18 protein-coding genes are annotated in these 20,438 nt (G+C 47.4%); 9 read left to right on the top strand and 9 right to left on the bottom strand.

Annotated elements, in window-relative coordinates; translation table 11 throughout:
• Positions 1–80 precede the first annotated feature (80 nt).
• Positions 81–707: a spore protease YyaC gene (gene yyaC, locus KNO61_RS13135; protein ID WP_078145959.1), complete on the top strand. Its 627-nt coding sequence runs from the start codon at positions 81–83 to the stop codon at positions 705–707.
• Here the strand turns inward: yyaC and KNO61_RS13130 are convergent.
• The 5 genes from KNO61_RS13130 to mnmE all read right to left on the bottom strand — a co-directional run bounded on the left by KNO61_RS13130 (position 680) and on the right by mnmE (position 6,466).
• On the bottom strand, positions 680–1,462 hold the full coding sequence (locus tag KNO61_RS13130; RefSeq protein WP_031424085.1) for a ParB/RepB/Spo0J family partition protein: 783 nt from the start codon (positions 1,460–1,462) through the stop codon (positions 680–682). The genes yyaC and KNO61_RS13130 overlap by 28 nt on opposite strands.
• Before the next feature lie 36 nt (positions 1,463–1,498).
• Complete coding sequence (gene noc / locus KNO61_RS13125; protein WP_015880224.1) at positions 1,499–2,383, bottom strand: nucleoid occlusion protein; 885 nt, start codon at positions 2,381–2,383, stop codon at positions 1,499–1,501.
• Positions 2,384–2,463: 80 nt separating this feature from the next.
• Positions 2,464–3,180, bottom strand: a complete 717-nt coding sequence (gene rsmG, locus KNO61_RS13120) for a 16S rRNA (guanine(527)-N(7))-methyltransferase RsmG (protein ID WP_015880223.1) — start codon at positions 3,178–3,180, stop codon at positions 2,464–2,466.
• 4 nt (positions 3,181–3,184) lie between these two features.
• Positions 3,185–5,071: a tRNA uridine-5-carboxymethylaminomethyl(34) synthesis enzyme MnmG gene (gene mnmG / locus KNO61_RS13115; protein WP_214873547.1), complete on the bottom strand. Its 1,887-nt coding sequence runs from the start codon at positions 5,069–5,071 to the stop codon at positions 3,185–3,187.
• 15 nt (positions 5,072–5,086) lie between these two features.
• On the bottom strand, positions 5,087–6,466 hold the full coding sequence (gene mnmE / locus KNO61_RS13110) for a tRNA uridine-5-carboxymethylaminomethyl(34) synthesis GTPase MnmE (RefSeq protein WP_214873545.1): 1,380 nt from the start codon (positions 6,464–6,466) through the stop codon (positions 5,087–5,089).
• A 170-nt stretch (positions 6,467–6,636) separates the two neighbouring features.
• Between mnmE and KNO61_RS13105 the strand changes: the two genes are divergently transcribed.
• Positions 6,637–7,395 carry a nucleotidyltransferase domain-containing protein gene (locus KNO61_RS13105; protein WP_214732026.1) on the top strand — a complete coding sequence of 253 codons (759 nt, stop codon included), beginning with the start codon at positions 6,637–6,639 and terminating at the stop codon, positions 7,393–7,395.
• A 13-nt stretch (positions 7,396–7,408) separates the two neighbouring features.
• On the opposite strand, the gene KNO61_RS13100 is transcribed toward KNO61_RS13105, so the two are convergent.
• From KNO61_RS13100 to rpmH, 4 genes are all read right to left on the bottom strand, one after another.
• Positions 7,409–7,954 carry an HdeD family acid-resistance protein gene (locus tag KNO61_RS13100; protein WP_078145956.1) on the bottom strand — a complete coding sequence of 182 codons (546 nt, stop codon included), beginning with the start codon at positions 7,952–7,954 and terminating at the stop codon, positions 7,409–7,411.
• 101 nt (positions 7,955–8,055) lie between these two features.
• Positions 8,056–8,916 carry a membrane protein insertase YidC gene (yidC, locus tag KNO61_RS13095; RefSeq protein ID WP_078145955.1) on the bottom strand — a complete coding sequence of 287 codons (861 nt, stop codon included), beginning with the start codon at positions 8,914–8,916 and terminating at the stop codon, positions 8,056–8,058.
• Between the two features lie 104 nt (positions 8,917–9,020).
• Positions 9,021–9,365 carry a ribonuclease P protein component gene (gene rnpA, locus KNO61_RS13090; RefSeq protein ID WP_015880217.1) on the bottom strand — a complete coding sequence of 115 codons (345 nt, stop codon included), beginning with the start codon at positions 9,363–9,365 and terminating at the stop codon, positions 9,021–9,023.
• 154 nt (positions 9,366–9,519) lie between these two features.
• Positions 9,520–9,654: a 50S ribosomal protein L34 gene (gene rpmH, locus KNO61_RS13085; RefSeq protein ID WP_015880216.1), complete on the bottom strand. Its 135-nt coding sequence runs from the start codon at positions 9,652–9,654 to the stop codon at positions 9,520–9,522.
• 764 nt (positions 9,655–10,418) lie between these two features.
• Between rpmH and dnaA the strand changes: the two genes are divergently transcribed.
• The 7 genes from dnaA (at position 10,419) to KNO61_RS13050 (ending at position 20,211) form a co-directional block, all read left to right on the top strand.
• Positions 10,419–11,798 (top strand): chromosomal replication initiator protein DnaA, encoded by a 1,380-nt coding sequence (gene dnaA, locus KNO61_RS13080; RefSeq protein ID WP_031424077.1) that lies wholly within the window; start codon positions 10,419–10,421, stop codon positions 11,796–11,798.
• Between the two features lie 196 nt (positions 11,799–11,994).
• Entirely contained in the window at positions 11,995–13,134 is a 1,140-nt protein-coding gene (dnaN, locus tag KNO61_RS13075; protein ID WP_214873543.1) for a DNA polymerase III subunit beta, read from the top strand.
• Between the two features lie 126 nt (positions 13,135–13,260).
• A complete protein-coding gene (gene yaaA, locus KNO61_RS13070; RefSeq protein WP_015880213.1) occupies positions 13,261–13,476 on the top strand; it encodes a S4 domain-containing protein YaaA in 216 nt (71 codons plus the stop codon).
• A 1-nt stretch (position 13,477) separates the two neighbouring features.
• Complete coding sequence (gene recF, locus KNO61_RS13065) at positions 13,478–14,596, top strand: DNA replication/repair protein RecF (protein ID WP_015880212.1); 1,119 nt, start codon at positions 13,478–13,480, stop codon at positions 14,594–14,596.
• Between the two features lie 49 nt (positions 14,597–14,645).
• The gene (gene gyrB / locus KNO61_RS13060; protein ID WP_211782032.1) at positions 14,646–16,574 is read left to right on the top strand and encodes a DNA topoisomerase (ATP-hydrolyzing) subunit B; all 1,929 of its coding nucleotides are present in this window, start codon (positions 14,646–14,648) and stop codon (positions 16,572–16,574) included.
• A 22-nt stretch (positions 16,575–16,596) separates the two neighbouring features.
• A complete protein-coding gene (gene gyrA, locus KNO61_RS13055) occupies positions 16,597–19,164 on the top strand; it encodes a DNA gyrase subunit A (protein ID WP_214873541.1) in 2,568 nt (855 codons plus the stop codon).
• Positions 19,165–19,221: 57 nt separating this feature from the next.
• Positions 19,222–20,211: an HD-GYP domain-containing protein gene (locus KNO61_RS13050; RefSeq protein WP_159563189.1), complete on the top strand. Its 990-nt coding sequence runs from the start codon at positions 19,222–19,224 to the stop codon at positions 20,209–20,211.
• The last annotated feature ends 227 nt before the right edge of the window (positions 20,212–20,438 follow it).

Here is a 20,438-nt window from a genome sequence, read left to right as displayed (position 1 = left end):
ACTTTTGGGAATGGGTTAATACGAGATCAATCCCCCAACTGCAACTAGGAATAGGCAGCTTAGAAGAGAGGATGAGATTCATGCCGTTTCGCTTAAAACCTCATAAACCATACTCTTTCTTCATTGAACACACTGAGCGGAGTGGATCCAGATTGCTTGCGGACCAGCTTCATGAACAGTTGGTCAATGAAATCCATCGCCCCATCGTCCTTGTTTGCATCGGTTCGGACCGTTCGACCGGTGATTCACTCGGTCCGCTCGTCGGAACGTTTTTAGAAGAACGTCATATCCGAAATTTACATGTATACGGCACATTAACGAAGCCTGTACACGCACTCAATTTGGTGGAAACGTTACATGAGATTCAAACGCGCTTCCATCAACCGCTCATTATCGCTATCGACGCCTGTCTCGGACGTTTATCAAGTGTCGGTTATGTCTTCTTTTCGGAAGGTCCGCTCGCTCCAGGGGCCGGTGTCCAAAAAGAACTTCCGGCAGTCGGCGCTTACAATATTAAAGCCGTCGTGAACGTAAGTGGATTCATGGAGATGATGATTCTACAGAATACCCGTCTCCATCTCGTGTATGAACTCGCACGTTTCATCACAGACGGATTCGCCGATTTTGATACACGGATCGGGCGCCTGCATCACGAAGAGGCGGCCATCACGCGTCTTCGTCAGTCACGAGATGAATCAAAGTCTTGAGGCGATAATAACGTCAACAATTGTTCCAAGTCGTCTTGTGAAAAATACTTCAACTCGAGGACGCCGCCTTTTCGGCGCGGACGAATCGACACATCCATCTGAAGACGCTCCGCAAGCACCGCTTCGACCGCTTCGATATCGGCGTTCGATCGCTTCAGCGTCTTTTTTTCTGTGCGCTCTTTTTGTAAGTAACGCTCGAGGCGACGGACCGTCCAATGCTCGGCAATGACCCGTTTCGCAATCTGTTCCATCGCTTGTTCCGATTTCATACCCGTGATGGCACGTGCATGTCCCATCGTCAAATCTCCGACCATGACCGCATGCTGGACGGCACTCGGCAATCGAAGGAGGCGAAGACTGTTCGTCACATGACTGCGGCTCTTCCCGACGCGATCGGCCAACTGTTGTTGCGTCAGACCTAGCGTCTGCATCAACTGTTCATAGGCGACAGCCTCTTCGATGGCATTCAAGTCTGCCCGCTGAATGTTTTCAATCAGCGCCAACTCCATGACGCGATCGGAGTCCGCCGTGACGACGAGGGCAGGAATGTCTTCTTTCCCAGCGAGCTTCGCCGCCTGAAACCGTCGTTCCCCGGCAATGATTTCATAGTATCCTGTCGCTTTTCGAACGACGATTGGTTGTAGGACGCCATATCGCTCAATGGATTGACGCAACTCTTCTAATTTTTCCACCTCAAATTGTTTCCGGGGCTGATTCGGGTTTGGGCGAATGAATTTTAATGCTAATCGTTCCATCTACAAACCTCCTTCATTGTATAAAAAAGCACGGACTCATTTTTGAGGCCGCGCTTTCGGGATGCGAATTCGAATTTCAACAAATTCCTCTTCGTCTACTTCTTCAGTTTGGACGTCAATCCCTGTTTTCCCAATCAAATCGATTGAGTCACGAATCGTGTTGATGGCGATTCGCGTGTCACGCGCAAAACTTTTCGTCCGACGACGTTGTTTTTTCGGCTTTCGCTTCTCTTCTTCGATCGGTGTTGTTAAAAAGGCGACGCGTTCTTCTGTCTCTTTGACGTTAAAATCCTGTTCTAACACTTCTGCGAGCACTTGAAGTTGCAATCCTTCTTCCTTCAACGGCAACAACGCACGCGCATGTCGCTCGTTGATCCGACGATCGCGAAGCGACTGCTTCACATCCTCCGGCAATTTTAACAAGCGCAACTTATTGGCGATCGTGGATTGACTCTTGCCTAGACTCTTCGCGAGCGCATCTTGCGTCAAACCGTTCAAGGCGAGTAAACGATCATATGCTTCCGCCTCTTCGATCGGGCTTAACTGCTCACGCTGCAAGTTTTCAATCAAGGCGAGTGCAGCCGTCGTATCATCGTCCATATCGCGAACGATTGCCGGAATCGCTGACCAACCAAGCGATTTCACCGCACGGAAACGACGCTCCCCGGCAATGATTTCATAGCAGTCCCCATCTGCCTTTCGAACCACGATTGGTTGAAGGAGTCCATGTTCCGAAATCGTCGTTGCCAACTCTTCAATTTTTGCCGGTTCGAACACTTTACGCGGTTGATAACGGTTTGGACGCAACCGTGATAACGAGAGTTCTTGTACCGTGTCATCCGCTCGAACTTCCGCAATCTGCGTCACGGCAACTTCGTCTTTTCGATTCACACCGAACAATTTCGCAAATCTATTCTTCAACGTCGGGCACCCCTTTTATGTAAAAAAATAAGCAGACTCCACCACTGGAATCTGCTTTTGTTTCACGTGAAACGACATCATCAGATAAGTGGCTCTTTCGCCGGTGTCCCCGCTTTACGCGGATATTTCCCGGGCGTTTTTCGTAGTTTATCTACAACTACGATATTACGCTCACTCATCTCTCCTGGCAATAGGAACTGGTGTGTCGCTTTTTCTTTTCCACCTAGAACGGCTAAAGCGTTTTTGGCGTCTGCCATCTCGTCAGAAACCTTGGCTGCTTTAAGCGCGACGAAGCTTCCGCCCACTTTCGCGAGAGGCAAACAGTATTCCGCCAACACGGTCATGCGGGCAACTGCACGCGCTGTGACGACGTCAAACTGTTCGCGGAACTTTTTATTTTTTCCGAACTCTTCAGCGCGACCATGATGGAACGCGACACCTTCGAGCCCGAGGGCAAGGGCCAACTCGTTCAAAAAGGTGATGCGTTTGTTTAACGAATCGATGATCGTGACGTGTAAGTGTGGGAATAAAATTTTGAGCGGAAGACTCGGGAATCCCGCTCCTGCCCCGACATCACATACGGTTTCGACTTTCGTGAAATCGAAATGAAACGCTGCGCTGAGCGAATCATAGAAATGCTTCAAATATACTTCCTCTCGGTCCGTGATCGCCGTTAAGTTCATTTTCTCGTTCCATTCGACGAGCATTTCGAAGTAACGCTTGAACTGACTGAGTTGTGTCTCACTCAGCTCAAACCCTTCAGCTCGTAACGCTTCAATAAATTGAGATTCGTTCATCGTTTCACTCCACCGTTGCGTATTGTCCCTGTTCGATATAGACGAGCAAGATTGACACGTCTGCCGGGTTTACGCCTGAGATACGGGACGCTTGTCCGATCGAAAGAGGACGAACTTGTTTTAGTTTTTGTTTCGCTTCTGTCGCGAGACCACCGATCGCATCATAATCCAAGTTTTCTGGGATTCGTTTCTCTTCCATGCGACGCATCTTCTCGACTTGTTCAAGCTGTTTGGAAATATAGCCTTCATATTTCACTTGAATCTCGACTTGCTCTTTCACTTCATACGACAATTCTTCCGTTGATGGAACGACTGTCATGAGTGCTTCATAGGATACTTCCGGACGCTTCAACAAGATGTTGGCATGTGTCGCTTCCTTGAGCGGGTGTGCGCCGACCGATTCGAGCATCGCATTGACTTCAAGTGTCGGTTTGACGACGAGGGATGCAAGTCGCTTCACTTCTTTTTCAATCGCTACGCGTTTCTTGTTGAGGTGAGTATGACGATCTTCTGAAAGTAAGCCGATCTCATACCCGATGTCGCTGAGTCGCAAGTCTGCATTGTCATGACGCAACAAGAGACGGTATTCGGCACGTGATGTGAGAAGACGATACGGTTCGTTCGTCCCTTTCGTCACGAGGTCATCGATCAAGACGCCGATGTACGCTTGCGAACGGTCCAAGATGACAGGATCCTTGCCGAGCACTTTGCATGCGGCGTTGATTCCCGCCATGATGCCCTGTCCAGCCGCTTCTTCGTAACCGCTCGTCCCGTTGATTTGTCCCGCTGTGAAGAGGCCAGGGACTGCTTTTGTTTCGAGCGTTGGCCAAAGCTGTGTCGGTACGACCGCATCGTACTCGATCGCATAACCGGGACGCATCATCTCTGAATTTTCAAGACCCGGGATCGTGCGAAGCATCTGATGTTGCACGTCTTCTGGCATACTCGTCGAAAAGCCTTGGACATAGATTTCTTCCGTATCGCGACCTTCTGGCTCTAAGAAGATTTGGTGACGCGGTTTATCATTAAAGCGAACGACCTTATCTTCGATTGATGGGCAATAACGGGGCCCCGTTCCTTTAATCGCACCCGAGTACATCGGTGAGCGATGCAAGTTCTCATCAATCAATTGGTGTGTGCGCTCGCTCGTGTACGTGAGCCAGCATGGGATTTGTTCGATTGGATTCAAATCCGTCGAGGTGTACGAGAAGAATGATGGATTCTCGTCTCCTGGTTGAATCTCCGTCTTCGAGTAATCGATCGTCTTGCCGTCGATTCGTGGCGGTGTTCCCGTTTTGAATCGAACTAAGTCGAGACCGAGCTCTTCTAGATGCTTCGATAGCTCGACCGAAGGCATTTGGTTGTTCGGGCCACTTTCATATGCCAATTCACCGATGATGATTTGACCGCGCATGAACGTTCCCGTTGTGACGATGACCGCTTTCGCGCGATATTCTGAACCTGTGTTCGTTACCACGCCACGTACTTCTCCGTCCTCAATCAACAAGCGTTCGACTAGCGCCTGACGAAGCAGTAGATTCGGCTCGTCTTCTAGCACTTTCTTCATGTGATTTTGGTATTGGAATTTGTCCGCCTGTGCACGTAGCGCACGTACCGCCGGACCTTTCGATGTGTTGAGCATCTTCATTTGGATGTATGTCGCGTCAATCGCGCGCCCCATCTCGCCACCGAGCGCATCGATTTCACGTACGACGATCCCTTTCGCCGGCCCACCGATTGATGGGTTGCAATACATGAACCCGACCATATCGGGGTTCATGGTGAGCATCGCTGTTTTCGCGCCCATGCGAGCCGATGCAAGTGCTGCTTCAATCCCTGCGTGCCCGGCCCCGATGACGATGACGTCAAATTCGCCTGCCGTATAAGCCATATTTGTTCCTCCTTATTATTTCCCAAGACAAAACTGTGAAAAGAGCTGATCAATCAAGCTCTCCTGTACGGTATCTCCATTGATTTCACCGAGCGTATCCCACGCACGACGTAAATCGATCTGAACCATATCGATCGGCATATTCATGACGGCACTATCGAGCGCCTCATCAATTTGACCAATCGTTCGTTTGATTAATTGAATGTGTCGAGCGTTTGAGATATACGTCATATCCTGTGACTCGACCCCTTTTGCGAAGAAGAGGTTTGCGATGGCCGCTTCAAGGGCATCGATTCCTTCATCTAGCAAGAGCGATGTCGCCACAATTGGACGTCCTGCCGCTAGTTTCTCTAGCTTAGAAGAATCCATGTTTTGTGGCAAGTCCGTCTTATTGATGATGATGATGGCATTCATGTCTTTGACCGCTTCAAACAACGCCTCATCCTCAACTGTCAATCCTTCATGACCATTCAAGACGAGAAGGACCAAATCTGCCGCCTCTAAAGCCTTTCTCGACTTTTCCACACCGATTCGTTCCACGATATCTTCCGTTTCCCGAATCCCTGCCGTGTCGATCAATTTGAGCGGAACACCTTTCACGTTGACGTATTCCTCAATCGTATCACGTGTCGTCCCAGCGATTTCGGTGACAATCGCTTTCGTCTCTTGAACGAGCGTATTCATGAGTGAGGACTTTCCGACGTTCGGTCGACCGATGATTGCCGTGGCCAAGCCTTCACGTAAGATTTTCCCTTGTCGTGCTGTCTCGAGTAACTGCTCAAGGACACGTTTGACCTCGCCCGCTTTCTCTTCGACGATGGCCTGGGTCATCTCTTCTGCGTCATATTCCGGATAGTCGATGTTGACCTCGACCGCCGCAATCGTTTCGAGCAATTGTTGACGTAACTCGCGAACGAGGCGTGACAAACGTCCTTCCATTTGCGCCATCGCAACGTTCATTGCCCGGTCCGTCTTCGCTCGAATCAAGTCCATGACAGCTTCCGCCTGAGATAAATCAATTCGACCATTTAGAAAGGCGCGCTTCGTAAACTCGCCCGGTTCTGCTAAGCGGATGTCGGGTTGATCGAGAACGAGCTCAAGGACACGATTGACCGCTACGACGCCTCCGTGACAATTGATTTCGACGACATCTTCTCGTGTAAACGTCTTCGGTGCGCGCATAATACTGACCATGACTTCATCGACGATTTCGCCGGTATCAGGATATTTTAACGTTCCATAATGAATCGTATGTGAATCGACTGTTGTTAAGTCTTTTCCAGAAAACACATTGTTCACCGTTTCGACCGCCAAATCGCCCGATAATCGGACAATCCCGATAGCGCCTTCACCCATCGGTGTCGAAATCGCTGTAATCGTGTCAAACTCTAGCATCTTTCTCCCTCCAAACCTAAACATCTTCTTCTATCATATGCATAACGAACCTACTATACACGATATTCGACTTGAACGAAAGCGTTCGCCCATCAATAAAGTCATTGCCATTCAACTCATCGTTTTCGTACAATAAAGGAATATATTTACATAGAAGAGAGGGTATGAATGTGAACCAACCGACAGCGATTCAAGTTATCACCGAACGACTTAAGCAGGACGAAGCGGTTCAAGCAATTTTTATGAAGGGCTCATTCGGTCGAGGAGAAGCCGATGAACATTCGGATATCGACCTCTATGTCATGGTGCACCCCGATGAGGAGGCCTCCTTTCTATCTAGACGCCTCGAGCATGTAACCGCCTACCGTCCGATTCTGTTAAAAGACGAGATTCACATCGTCGCTCCACAACTCATCGCCGTCTTTGATGATTTTATTCACCTCGACCTGTTCACGGTCACGCAAGAGACGTTGAATCATCAAGACTCGATTCATGTGCTCTACGACCCACAACAGCGACTTGCTAGACACGCCACTTCCTTGCAATTAGACGAAGCGGCAATCAGTGACCATGCGTTCGATACCGTGTGGTTCTTTTTCCAATATACAAAATCACGCAATCGAGGCAACGCGATGTGGGCAACGGAGATGCTCCGGCAAGGAATGGTCCATTTCGCATATGTGTTAGCCGCTCACCACACACCGGACCGGGCTTCCCTTGGTTTAAAAGATGTGACGCAGCGACAAGAAATCGACCTCCGCTCATTTTATGACTATTTGACCCCCGCCTCACACGAAAAAGCCGCCCACATCTATCTGGAGCGACTTCAGGTAGAGCAAACTTTTTTCACATCACTACCTGGCTACAACGTGTTCGGACCGTTCATGGAACAGTTGATTCAACGAGAAACAAGCCGTCCTGGCATATAGGGCGGCTTGTTTTTTAGTATCTTGCTTGGCGTTTCGTCGAACGAATCGTGAAATAGAGGAACAGTTCCAGTATCGCGATGGCGATGAGAATGCCGCCGAACAGTTGGAACAAGACAAGTAGGCTACTGAACGGATTCGTCAACATGAGAATCCCGACACCTATCCACAATAGACTTCCAATCAAAAACCAAAGCCATCGTCCCGACATCGATTGACGGTAACCGAGTGCCTGAATCAGGCGGATAATTCCACCGAATAGGAACAGGGCCCCGATTAAGATAGGCAAGAGACTCGCCAACGTGTCAGCAAAGAAGAAGACGACCGCTGCCAAAATCAAATAGATGAGACCCATAAAGAAAGTGGGTGGCAACCCTCCCTGACGTCGACGCAACCCTTGAAAGATCATCCAAATCCCCATGATTGCTAAATAACCGGCAATGACATACACCATGACATCAAAGAAAAATCGAGGATATAACAGAATGAGAACACCAAGTACAAAGTAAATGACCGCTTGCCATAACGTCGAACGTTCCAAACGCTGAATGAATGCCTCCATTTTCCCACACCTCCGTTTACTCATTTCTATCTCTATTCCCCTCTGACCGGCTTGCAATCCCACAAAAAAAGCTGAGCGTCAGGAGACACCCAGCTTCATGATTATTTACGTTTTTTCTTTTTGTTTTTCTTCTCTTCTTCGGCAAGCGCTGCACGCTCTGCTTCTTTCGCAGCAATCTTCGCTTCAGCCGCAACCTTCATCTTCTCACGCATCGGGAGCATGATGGCCATCGTGACGATGATCGAGATGATATAACCGACTACCCAGTATAACGAAAGGGCAGCTGGAAGGTTGATCGACATGACGAAGATCATAACCGGGAAGATATAAAGCATCATCTTCAACTGGGGGTTCTGTTCTTGACCCGCCATTGAGATTTTTTGTTGTGCGAACGTCAAGATTGCCGCTAAGATCGGCAAGACGAACGTTGGATCCGGAGCACCGAGGTCGAACCATAAGAAGTTCGCTTCGAAAATCTCAGGTGTACGGCGAATCGCATCATAGAATGCGAAGAGAATCGGCATTTGAATCAAGATCGGCAAACATCCCGCGAGCGGGTTGATTTGGTATTCCTGATAAAGCTTCATCATCTCTTCTTGGAGTTTACGTTGTGTTTCCTGGTCTTTTGAGCTGTACTTTTCACGAAGCTTCAGCATTTCTGGTTGCAACACTTGCATCGCACCCATACTCTTCGTCTGCTTGATCATGAGTGGGAGAATCAATAACCGGACGATAATCGTCGCGATGATGATTGAAATCCCGTATTGCCACTGGCCACCGACCAAGTAAGCAACTTCCTTCAAAAGCCATGCGAGCGGCCATACAAAGTACTTCGCCCAGAAACCTTCTGTGTCAGCCGTTACTGGTTCGGCTTGGATGGTAGACGGATCCACACAGCCTGCCATCAGCATGATGACCGCGGTCATGGCAGCGAGTAATCCTAATTTTAGCTTTTTGCTCATAGTTCCTCCTACGCTTTCTTTATCAATTCTTTTTAACGCACACGTCGATCGGGCAATCTTATCAGACTCTAATTATATGAGAGAACAAATTCAGATTGTCATGGTCACCGGCCTTGCTTTTGCCAAACCTTAGCCCGTTTGAATACGTGTTTCAAACTCTCGGTCACTTCCGACTGCGTCAATGCGGTCGCAGGTTTTCGAGCGATGATGACATAATCATTCGGTGCAACGTTTGGTTCGAGCAAGCGAAGCGACTCACGCATCAATCGTTTCATCCGGTTCCGTTCCACAGCATTTCCAAGCTTCTTGCTGACGGAAAGACCCACTCTGAAATGCGTTTGATCCGCTTTGAGCGTGTAGACGACAAACTGACGATTGGCCACGGAGCGTCCTTCGCGAAACACCGCTTGGAACTCTTCATTCTTTTGCAGGCGGTATTCTTTTTTCAAAATTCTCACTCCATCCTTCGCTTCAAAAATCGTCAACTAACATCATATCATATCCACATCATTTGAACGAGGGAGAATCCATGAAATACTACGTTTCTGTGACAAACTAAAAAATTGCCCGAGGAAAGGATCCCCGGGCAATCTTCGTTCGAAATTATACAGTCAAGGCTTTACGGCCTTTACGACGACGAGCAGCAAGAATGTTGCGACCGTTTTTAGTCGCCATGCGTGCACGGAATCCGTGAACTTTCTTACGCTTACGGTTGTTAGGGTTGAAAGTTGGTTTCATGGTTACAGCACCTCCTCAAGATTAACGCTCTATTAGCAAGTTATAGTTTCATTTAAGGCAGTCTTTAAGATTATATAAATCGATTCAACAATTGTCAATGTATTTTCGGATGGTTTTCGAATTCGTAGAATGAGGCACTCAGAAAGCATTCATCCACATGGATTCGATCCTTATCCGAAAGACGAGTAGGGGATGAATGTATACACAACCTTTACGTATTTTATAAACGGTCTTTATAAATAGCCACGTTGAGCCATTTTATCCACAAAATCTCGAAGTTATCCACATTTATATGTGAATAACTCCTCTTTTTTCACATTCTCATTATTGATTTTTTCGTTTTCTTCTTTTACAAAAACAATCTTTCATTTCACTTCTTCCTCTTTTGTGTATAACTTTTTCATCTCACATTCCATCATTAGTGCTTTATCCACAATATATCCACAGGTTATCCACAAAACACACAGCATGTGGATAAGTGGGTGTGGATACTTTTCTTTATCTGTGGATAAATACCGAAAAGCATTGCCACGTCTATTTTATTTTGCTAAACTGAATGTGCACAAACTTGTGGATGAACAATTCGTGATTCCAAGATATACACAGGCTGTGGATAAGTGTTATCCCCATAATGAACACCATGTGGATAACTTTATCCACAGTTTTTGTTCTCTGGGGATAACCCTAGTTTCTACTATAGAATAGTGTATGTGTATATCGTGTGAATAAGTTTTACCCAACATGTGAGTAAAGGAGGTCTTTCATTGAAGAATGCTCGCGAGATTTGGAGAAATGTCTTATCGGTAATCGAGGAAGAAGAACGAACTCCAAAAGCCAGTTTTGACATGTGGTTAAAATCAACCGAGGGGATATCGTTGATGGGAACGACGCTCGTTGTGTCGGCACCCGCCAGTTTTATCGTCACGTGGTTAGAGCGACAGTATCTATCGCTGTTACAAGATACGGTTGAAGAGATCACCAACAACAAGCTTGAAATTCATTTCATCGAGGAATCTCAAGCACACAAGTATGCTCCAGCGGATGGATCGTCACATGAGTCCATCGCCGTGACAGAAACAAAAGAACAACCCGTGCTATTACCTTCAAAAGAGGAAGGGGATCTTGGTCAACTGAATGACAAATACATTTTCGAGACGTTTGTCATCGGATCGGGGAATCGTTTTGCCCACGCCGCATCACTTGCTGTCGCTGAAGCACCTGCACGTGCGTATAACCCGCTCTTCATTTACGGAGGCGTTGGACTTGGTAAGACACATTTGATGCATGCGATCGGTCACTATGTAAAAGGTCAAAAACCGGGGGCCCGTATTGCCTATGTCTCTTCTGAGAAGTTCACGAATGAATTCATCAATTCGATTCGAGATAATAAGACCGGTGAGTTCCGGAACCGTTATCGAAACATTGATGTGCTATTGATTGATGATATTCAGTTTTTAGCAGGGAAAGAACAAACCCAGGAAGAGTTTTTCCACACGTTCAATGCGTTGCACAACGATCAGAAACAAATCGTGATTTCGAGTGATCGACCACCAAAAGAAATCCCGACGCTAGAAGATCGACTTCGTTCACGCTTCGAGTGGGGCTTAATCACAGACATCACGCCACCGGACCTTGAGACGCGAATTGCGATTCTCCGCAAAAAAGCGACGGCGGAAGGGCTTGATATCTCGAATGAAGTCATGCTGTATATCGCGAATCAAATCGATACGAACATTCGGGAACTAGAAGGGGCGCTGACACGAGTCGTCGCTTATGCAAAACTTGTCGGGCGACCAATCGACCCGGACGTGGCAGCCGAAGCGCTTCATAATATCATGCCTGTCCAGGAAGCGAAGAAAATTGTCATTCGCGACATTCAAGAAGTTGTCGGTCAACACTTCAACATTCAAGTAGAAGAATTGAACTCGAAAAAGCGAACGAAGACGTTGGCATTCCCACGTCAAATCGCAATGTATCTCTCGCGGGAGATGACGGAGAGTTCCTTGCCAAAAATCGGGGAAGAGTTCGGAGGGCGTGATCATACGACCGTGATTCACGCGCATGAGAAAATTAGCACCCTTCTAAAGAACGATGTGGAAATGCAAGAGACGATTCAAACGTTGAAGAAGGCACTTTCTAACTAATGAAGAATTCTCTGTGGATATCCTGTGGATAAACCACCTTAGTTATCCACAAGTTATTCACAAGCGAAATGGCTTAACACGTATGGATTAGGGGACTTATCCCCAGTATCCACAGCCCTTATTACTATTATGACTTAATTAATACTATTATATTATTAGGAAATGGACTCATTTCACCTTAGGAGGAATTATCCACATGCATTTAACGATTCAACGAGATGTATTCATGCAAGCCGTACAAGACGTATCAAAAGCTGTGGCTTCACGAACGACCATTCCAATTTTGACAGGCTTGAAACTTGAGGCACATGCGGATGGCTTAACACTGACAGGAAGTGATACCGAGATTTCGATTGAACGCTTGATTCCAATCGAAGAGGGTGGAATTGAACTCATTCAAATTCAACGTGCTGGAAGCGTCGTGTTGAACGCACGCTTCTTAGGAGAAATTGTGAAGAAGTTACCGACGAACGACGTCACACTCGAAGTTTCACCGAACTTCATGACGCGCATTGAGTCTGGTCAAGCAGAGTTTCATTTAAACGGTCTTGACCCGGATGAATATCCACGCCTACCTGAACTTGCGAGTGATCGTCGCTTCTATTTGCCGGCTGATCTATTGAAGACGATCATCCGTCAGACGAGCTTCGCTGTTTCTTCACAGGAGACACGTCCCGTATTGACAGGGGTTAACTTCTCAGCAGAGAAGGGCTTCCTTACATGTGTCGCAACGGATAGCCACCGTCTGGCGCTTCGTCGTGCGCGATTTGAGACAGATAACGATTTGACGTTCCAAAATGTCGTCGTTCCTGGTCGCTCACTCAACGAATTGGCAAAATTACTCGACCGTGAAGAGTTGCCGATTGAAATCGTCTTAACGGACCAACAAATTTTATTCCGTATGAAAAACATCTCATTCTTCTCTCGTTTGTTAGACGGTGCCTATCCAGACACGTCACGTCTCATTCCGGAAGAATATCGTACAGCCGTTCGGATGAATGCGAAAGAGTTCTTACAGGCCATTGACCGTGCATCGCTCTTAGCACGTGCCGATCGCAACAACGTCATTAAATTTGTGGCGGAAGATACAACGGCAGTTGAAGTCTCTTCACACTCGCCGGAAGTCGGAAAAGTATCGGAACGTGTCAGCATCCTGTCTCTTGAAGGAGAAGAACTAAAAATTTCCTTCAACTCGAAATTCGTGATGGACGCGCTCCGCGCACTCGATGCATCTGAAATCGAAATCCAGTTCACGGGTTCGATGCGACCGTTCATTTTACGACCGGTTGAACAAGATAGTGTTCTTCAACTGATTTTGCCAGTCCGCACATCGTAAGCTGCGGATAGGGATGATGAGGTGTCTTGCCTTGTCATCCCTCTTTTTGCCTTATTCGACGATTTTCGATAAACTAATATGTATGGCGATTTTTTCAGATCAGCATGTGAGAAAGGAAGTGACGACATGGAAAAAGTGTCGATTACAACCGAGTATGTAACGCTCGGACAATTTTTAAAATTAGCAGATATCATCTCAAGTGGGGGACAAGCAAAGTTCTTTTTAGAGGATGTCATGATTAAAGTGAACGGTGAGCAGGACCAGCGCCGCGGTCGTAAATTAAGAGATGGAGATACAATCGAAGTCGAAGGCTTCGGGGAATATCAAATCGAGGGAAACTGACGTGCATTTAAAGTCGATCCGATTGCAAAACTATCGCAACTACGAAACCCTCGAGCTAGATTTTTCAGAACAGACGAATGTTCTGATTGGTGAGAACGCCCAAGGAAAAACGAATCTTCTCGAATCGATTTACGTACTTGCGCTCGCAAAATCGCATCGGACGACACAAGACCGTGAGTTAATCGGTTGGGAAGCCGATGCTGCGAGTATCGAAGGACGGATTCATAAACGGACGGGCGAATCGGTGCAGAGTCTCTCTTTTTCTCCTAAAGGCAAGAAAGCAAAGCTCAATCATTTGGAACAACGTCGTCTCAGTGACTATGTCGGCGCATTTAACGTCGTCTTGTTCGCCCCAGAAGACTTAGCCATCGTGAAAGGCAGTCCGCAAGGGAGACGGCGATTTTTAGATATGGAAATCGGTCAGGTCAGTCCCGTGTACTTACACGAGCTCAATCAATACTTGAAGACGTTGAAACAACGGAATGCCTTGTTGAAGCAGTTATCCACAAAAGGTGGCGACGAGACGTTACTCGAAGTATTGACGGACCAATTGATTGAACTTGCCGTAAAAATTGTGATGCGACGCTATCACTTCATCGACCAGCTCGAAAAATGGGCCAATCCCATCCATTCCGGAATCACGAGAGATCTCGAAACACTGACGATTCAATACGTTTCTGACACGTTCCAAAAAGAACGCTTCTCAAAAGAACAGATGTTTGAAACGTATCGTCAAAAGTTTGATAAAATAAGAGAGAACGAACGACGAAGAGGTGTGACCTTATTTGGTCCGCATCGTGACGATTTTGAATTGTATGTCAACAATCGAAACGTTCAAACGTTCGGTTCACAAGGTCAGCAACGAACGGCGGCCTTGTCATTGAAGCTAGCTGAGATTGAATTGATTCATGAAGAAGTAGGCGAATATCCTCTGTTGTTATTAGACGATGTGTTATCTGAGCTTGACGATCATCGCCAAACCCATCTCCTCGATACGATGGGACGGAAAGTACAAACGATTTTGACTACAACAAACATTGACGGGATTGCACATGAGACCATTCAACAAGCTAAAGTGTTTCACGTGAAACAAGGTGAGGTTGAAACGGAGTCTGTGTAATCGTGGCAAGAGGGAACACCAAATCATGTATAGTAGGTGAAAATAACCGATGAGTAATGAAAATGAAAAAGAATTGCAAGCGTACGGCGCCGACCAGATTCAAGTCCTTGAGGGCCTAGAGGCTGTCCGTAAACGTCCAGGGATGTATATCGGTTCCACAAGCTCTCGCGGTCTCCACCATTTAGTATGGGAGATTGTCGATAACTCAATCGATGAGGCGCTCGCTGGTTATTGTGACACGATCACAGTGACGGTCGAGCCAGGGAACTCGATCGTTGTTGAAGACAACGGACGTGGGATTCCGGTCGACGTTCAAAAGAAAACAGGTCGACCTGCCGTTGAAGTTATTTTCACGGTGTTGCACGCAGGTGGTAAGTTCGGCGGTGGCGGATACAAAGTATCAGGTGGTCTTCACGGTGTCGGGGCGTCAGTTGTTAACGCCTTATCGACGAAACTTGAAGTGTTCGTTCGTCGCGATGGAAACGTATATTACCAATCGTTCAAACGTGGTGTCCCACAAGGTGAACTCGAAATCGTCGGGACGACCGACACGACAGGGACGACGGTCCGCTTCTTCCCAGACGGGGACATCTTCCAAGAAACACTCGAATATGACTTTGATCTGTTAGCGACACGCTTACGTGAGCTCGCCTTCTTGAACAAAGGGTTACGAATCGTGGCTAAAGATGATCGTAGTGACGAGACGATTGAACGGAACTATCACTATGAGGGCGGAATCAAGTCTTATGTCGAGCACTTGAACCGGTCAAAAGCGTCGATTCATGAAGAGCCTGTGTACGTACACGGGACGAAAGATGGAATCGAAGTCGAGATTGCGCTTCAATACAACGAAGGTTTCGCAAGTAACATTTACTCATTTACGAACAACATTCCGACGCATGAAGGTGGGACGCACGAGACAGGATTTAAGACGGCACTCACTCGTTCAATCAACGACTATGCAAAACGGTTTGGTTTGATGAAAGAAGCCGACGGCAGCCTGTCTGGTGATGATGTCCGTGAAGGGTTGACGGCGATTGTTTCCGTCAAGCACCCGGCTCCCCAGTTTGAAGGACAGACGAAGACGAAACTCGGGAATGCCGATGCGCGTACGGCAACCGATACGTTGTTCAGCGACACGTTCGAACAGTTCCTACTCGAGAACCCGTCGGTCGGTCGCCTCATCGTCGACAAAGGCTTGATGGCGGCACGTGCGCGCCTTGCTGCGAAACGTGCACGCGAGATGACACGTCGTAAAGGGATTCTCGAAGTCAGTTCATTGCCAGGGAAATTGGCAGACTGTTCGTCAAAAGATGCATCGAAATCTGAACTATACATCGTTGAGGGTGACTCGGCGGGAGGTTCTGCGAAATCTGGACGTGATCGTCACTTCCAAGCCATCCTTCCGATTCGAGGGAAAATCATCAACGTTGAGAAAGCACGTCTTGATAAGATTTTGGCCAACCAAGAAGTCCGGACCATTATCACGGCTCTCGGAACAGGGATTGCCGATGAGTTTGACTTATCGAAAGCACGCTATCACAAACTCATCATCATGACCGATGCCGATGTCGATGGTGCGCACATTCGGACGTTGTTGTTGACGTTCTTCTATCGTTACATGCGCCCACTCGTTGAAAGTGGATATGTCTATATCGCGCAACCACCACTCTATGGTGTGAAGCACGGGAAAGAAACCATCTACGTTCAAAACGACCGGGAGTTGCAGGCGGCGATTGCACAACTTCCTGAAAATGCACGTTATAGCGTTCAACGTTACAAGGGTCTCGGAGAGATGGATCCTGAACAGTTATGGAATACGACGATGAACCCGGAAACGCGTTCGATGCTTCGTGTCGATCTTCAAGATGCGATCGAAGCGGATGAAATCTTCGAAACGCTCATGGGTGACAACGTCGAACCACGCCGTGACTTTATTCAATCTCACGCCCATTACGTGAAGAACCTCGATATTTAATAAGAAGGGTAGGCAATAACGAATGGCAGAACAAGAAAATATCAAGGATATAAATATTAGCCAGGAGATGCGAACGTCGTTCATGGACTACGCGATGAGCGTCATCGTATCACGTGCCCTTCCGGACGTGCGAGATGGATTAAAGCCGGTTCACCGTCGTATTTTATATGCGATGAACGAACTAGGTATTCGCGCGGACAAGCCACATAAGAAGTCGGCGCGTGTCGTCGGGGACGTCATCGGTAAGTACCACCCACACGGTGACTCAGCCGTTTATGAGACGATGGTCCGCATGGCTCAGGACTTCAGCTATCGCTACGAATTAGTCGACGGTCACGGGAACTTCGGTTCAGTTGATGGCGACTCGGCCGCTGCGATGCGTTACACCGAGGCACGTATGTCTAAAATTGCGATGGAACTCGTACGAGACATCGGTAAAAATACGATTGATTATCAACCGAACTTCGACGGTGAAGAAAAAGAACCGGTCGTACTCCCGGCACGTTTCCCGAACTTCCTTGTGAACGGGACGAGCGGGATTGCCGTTGGGATGGCGACGAACGTTCCGCCTCATAACTTGAACGAGGTCATCGACGGGGTATTGGCGCTTTCCCACAATCCGGACATCACGATTGCGGAATTGATGCAACATATCCCGGGTCCTGACTTCCCGACTGCGGGAGAGATTTTGGGACGTAGCGGGATTCGTCGTGCATACGAAACTGGACGCGGATCGATTACGATGCGTGCGAAAGCTGAAATCGAAGTCTTGAAAAATGGCCGTGAACGAATCCTCGTGCACGAGATTCCTTACCAGGTCAACAAAGCGCGTCTCGTTGAGAAGATTGCCGACTTGGTTCGCGACAAGAAAATCGAGGGGATCACGGACTTACGCGATGAATCAGACCGTAACGGGATGCGCATCGTGATTGAAGTTCGCCGCGACGCGAATGCGAGTGTCATCTTGAACAACTTGTACAAGCAAACACCGATGCAAACGACGTTCGGCGTCAACATGCTCGCGCTTGTAGGCGGTCGTCCAAAAACGTTGAACATCAAACAAGCGATCTATTACTACATCGAACACCAAAAAGAGGTCGTACGTCGTCGGACGCAATTCGATTTAGACAAAGCGGAAGCACGTGCCCACATTTTAGAAGGTCTTCGTGTTGCCTTGGATCACTTGGATGAAGTCATCGCCATCATCCGTAGCACACGTACAGGTGACGAGGCTCGTGAAAAGTTGATTGCTCGCTTTGGACTTTCGACTGAACAGACACAAGCCATCTTAGATATGCGTCTCCAACGCTTGACTGGTTTGGAACGCGAGAAGATTGAAGGCGAATATCGTGAAGTGAAAGCGTTAATCGAAGAACTTCGTGCGATTCTCGGAGACGAAGAATTGCTCCTCGATATCATTCGTAACGAATTGATCGAAATCAAAGAGCGATATGGTGATGCTCGTCGTACGGTGATTCGTACGGATATCGTTGAACTCGAGGACGAAGATTTGATTCCGGTTCGCGACATGATGATTACGCTCACGAGCGAAGGATATATCAAGTCGATCCCGTCGGATTCATATCGGACTCAGCGCCGTGGTGGTCGCGGGAAACAAGGTATGGGAACGAACGATGAAGACTTTGTGCTTCGTCTGCTCTCCGCGTCGACACACGATACCATCCTGTTCTTCACAAACTTCGGACGCGTCTTCCGTCTCAAAGGATACGAAATTCCTGAGATGAGCCGTACCGCGAAAGGGATGCCAATCATCAACTTGCTTCAAATCGACAAAGGTGAAAAAGTCGAAACGATGATTCCGGTCGATTTCAATAGTTACTTGGCTAACCAAACGGTAATGGAAGAGACACAGGATGAATCGGAAGAAGTGGCAGACGAGCAGTTGTCTCTCGTCTTCATCACGAAAGAAGGATTGATTAAGCGTTCGCCACTTTCGGCATACGCCCGAATCAACAAAAACGGTCTACGTGCCATCAGTTTGAATGAGACAGATGAACTCGTCACGGTTCGTTTAGCGAAGAGCGACGATGAAATGTTAATCGTTACACGACAAGGGATGTCGATTCGCTTCCCTCTCGAAGGAGAAGTTCGTTCGATGGGACGTACAGCACGAGGCGTTCGCGCGATTCGATTGAAGAAGGAGGACGATTTGGTCGTCTCGATGGAAATCGTTCGCACCACGCAAGACGTCTTGATTATCACGGAAAAAGGATACGGAAAACGTACGGCCATGGAGCAGTTCCGCACACAAGGTCGTGGTGGTTCCGGTATCATTGGAATTAAGACAGATCGTGGAACAGTCGTCGGGATGCGTGTCGTCGATGAAGACGATGACATCATGTTGATGACCGAGCTCGGTGTTGCGATTCGGATCGATTCGCAAACGATCTCTCAAATGGGTCGAAGTACTCGCGGTGTGAAAGTAATGAACATCGAAGAGGGCGATCGTTTGGCGACCATTGCAAAGTTGAAAAAAGATGAGTTAGAAGAGGAATCAGCAGTCGATTTGGAGAATGGGTTTGAGGATGAAGCACCTGAAACCGACGAATCGTCTGATGTGAATGAGTAAGACGAGAGGTCGAACGGTGTTTCCGTTCGACCTTTTCATATATTAGGAGGGATTCGCGTGCGTTTGAACTTATCTACTGTACATGTTGGGATGACGCTATTGTCACCCGTTTCTTCTTTAGAAGCCGGAATCCACTTAACCAATGAACATTTGCGTTTGCTCCGTTTCTTAAAAATCGAAGATATCGATGTCGCACCTGTTGAACAGAAGCTCTTCACGTCTAAAGAAGAACAGCGCCTCTGTAATCAGGTCCTTCAATATGAGAAACATTATAATCAGTGGGAAGAACGGATCGCACCTAACCCATATGAAGGTCTAGAATTCATTCATCAACTATTTCGTCAGGAAGTTCCGCTTACAGCGATCGTTCATTTCTTTACGCATCAGCCGTTGCGGAAAAATCATGTCATTTACCATTCCGTTTATCGGGCGCTCGTCGCCCGTGCCTTATCGAAATATCGAGGGGACGAACATCAACTCCAATTTGATTACGGGATTGCTTCTTATTTTGCAGACGCGAGCTACGCTAAAATTCGGAAATGGTCTCATATGCGTTATTTCACAAAAATGGAACGGGAGCTATTGTATCAACACCCACTCGTTTCGGCATCGATGCTCCCGAGTACGCAAACGTTACGAGGAAGAGTGTATCAATTGATCACCGAGCATCATGAGCGATTGGATGGATCCGGGTTTCCAAAACGTCTGACGGAACGCGAGTTGAATCCAGCCTCTCCTCTATTTATTGTCGCCGATCGCTTCTGTCAGTTAACAGCACCCCGAACGTTCCGAAAGCCGCTCTCTCCAGAGGAAGCATATTTCTATATGTGGCAGAACAAAGCCTATGATGGAGAAGCTTTGTCGCTTCTTGCGACATTACTTGGATTTTATGAAATCGGTCGCCCTGTTTTATTGAGCAGTGGAGTACGAGGAACGATACATGCCTATACGAATCGTGTCGAACAACCGATTGTGCTTGAAGCGACAGGGGAGAAAGAATATGATTTATCGCGATTAACCGATGTGAGCATTGTTGCATTTCAATAAGAAGAAACTAGCGATTCCTTTCAACAAAATGAAATGGAATCGTCTTTATTTATTCTTTTTTAAAAAACTTTCTTTTTATAGTTGACGGATATAATTACAGGTGCTATTATAAATGAGTCGCTAAGAGCGGCAGACGAACTTTGAAAACTGAACGATGAGGCAAAAATAAGTTTTACAATTTTTGAATGAAGCGCAAGCTTCGTCAATTTAAGAGCTATATCAAATTC

This window comes from Exiguobacterium sp. s140, from assembly GCF_018617035.1.
Lineage (GTDB): Bacteria > Bacillota > Bacilli > Exiguobacteriales > Exiguobacteriaceae > Exiguobacterium > Exiguobacterium profundum.
The sequence above is the reverse complement of the archived record's forward strand: the minus strand, read 5'-3'. Positions and strand labels throughout refer to the sequence as shown.

Bases quoted from the DNA above. Each gene is read 5' to 3' on its own strand.
- yyaC (WP_078145959.1), top strand. From the start codon at position 81: ATGCCGTTTCGCTTAAAACCTCATAAACCATACTCTTTCTTCATTGAA.
- yaaA (WP_015880213.1), top strand. From the start codon at position 13,261: ATGGAAAAAGTGTCGATTACAACCGAGTATGTAACGCTCGGACAATTT.
- rsmG (WP_015880223.1), bottom strand. From the start codon at position 3,180: ATGAACGAATCTCAATTTATTGAAGCGTTACGAGCTGAAGGGTTTGAG.
- yidC (WP_078145955.1), bottom strand. From the start codon at position 8,916: ATGAGCAAAAAGCTAAAATTAGGATTACTCGCTGCCATGACCGCGGTC.
- gyrA (WP_214873541.1), top strand. From the start codon at position 16,597: ATGGCAGAACAAGAAAATATCAAGGATATAAATATTAGCCAGGAGATG.
- gyrB (WP_211782032.1), top strand. From the start codon at position 14,646: ATGAGTAATGAAAATGAAAAAGAATTGCAAGCGTACGGCGCCGACCAG.
- rpmH (WP_015880216.1), bottom strand. From the start codon at position 9,654: ATGAAACCAACTTTCAACCCTAACAACCGTAAGCGTAAGAAAGTTCAC.
- KNO61_RS13130 (WP_031424085.1), bottom strand. From the start codon at position 1,462: ATGGAACGATTAGCATTAAAATTCATTCGCCCAAACCCGAATCAGCCC.
- mnmG (WP_214873547.1), bottom strand. From the start codon at position 5,071: ATGGCTTATACGGCAGGCGAATTTGACGTCATCGTCATCGGGGCCGGG.
- KNO61_RS13100 (WP_078145956.1), bottom strand. From the start codon at position 7,954: ATGGAGGCATTCATTCAGCGTTTGGAACGTTCGACGTTATGGCAAGCG.
- dnaN (WP_214873543.1), top strand. From the start codon at position 11,995: ATGCATTTAACGATTCAACGAGATGTATTCATGCAAGCCGTACAAGAC.
- mnmE (WP_214873545.1), bottom strand. From the start codon at position 6,466: ATGCTAGAGTTTGACACGATTACAGCGATTTCGACACCGATGGGTGAA.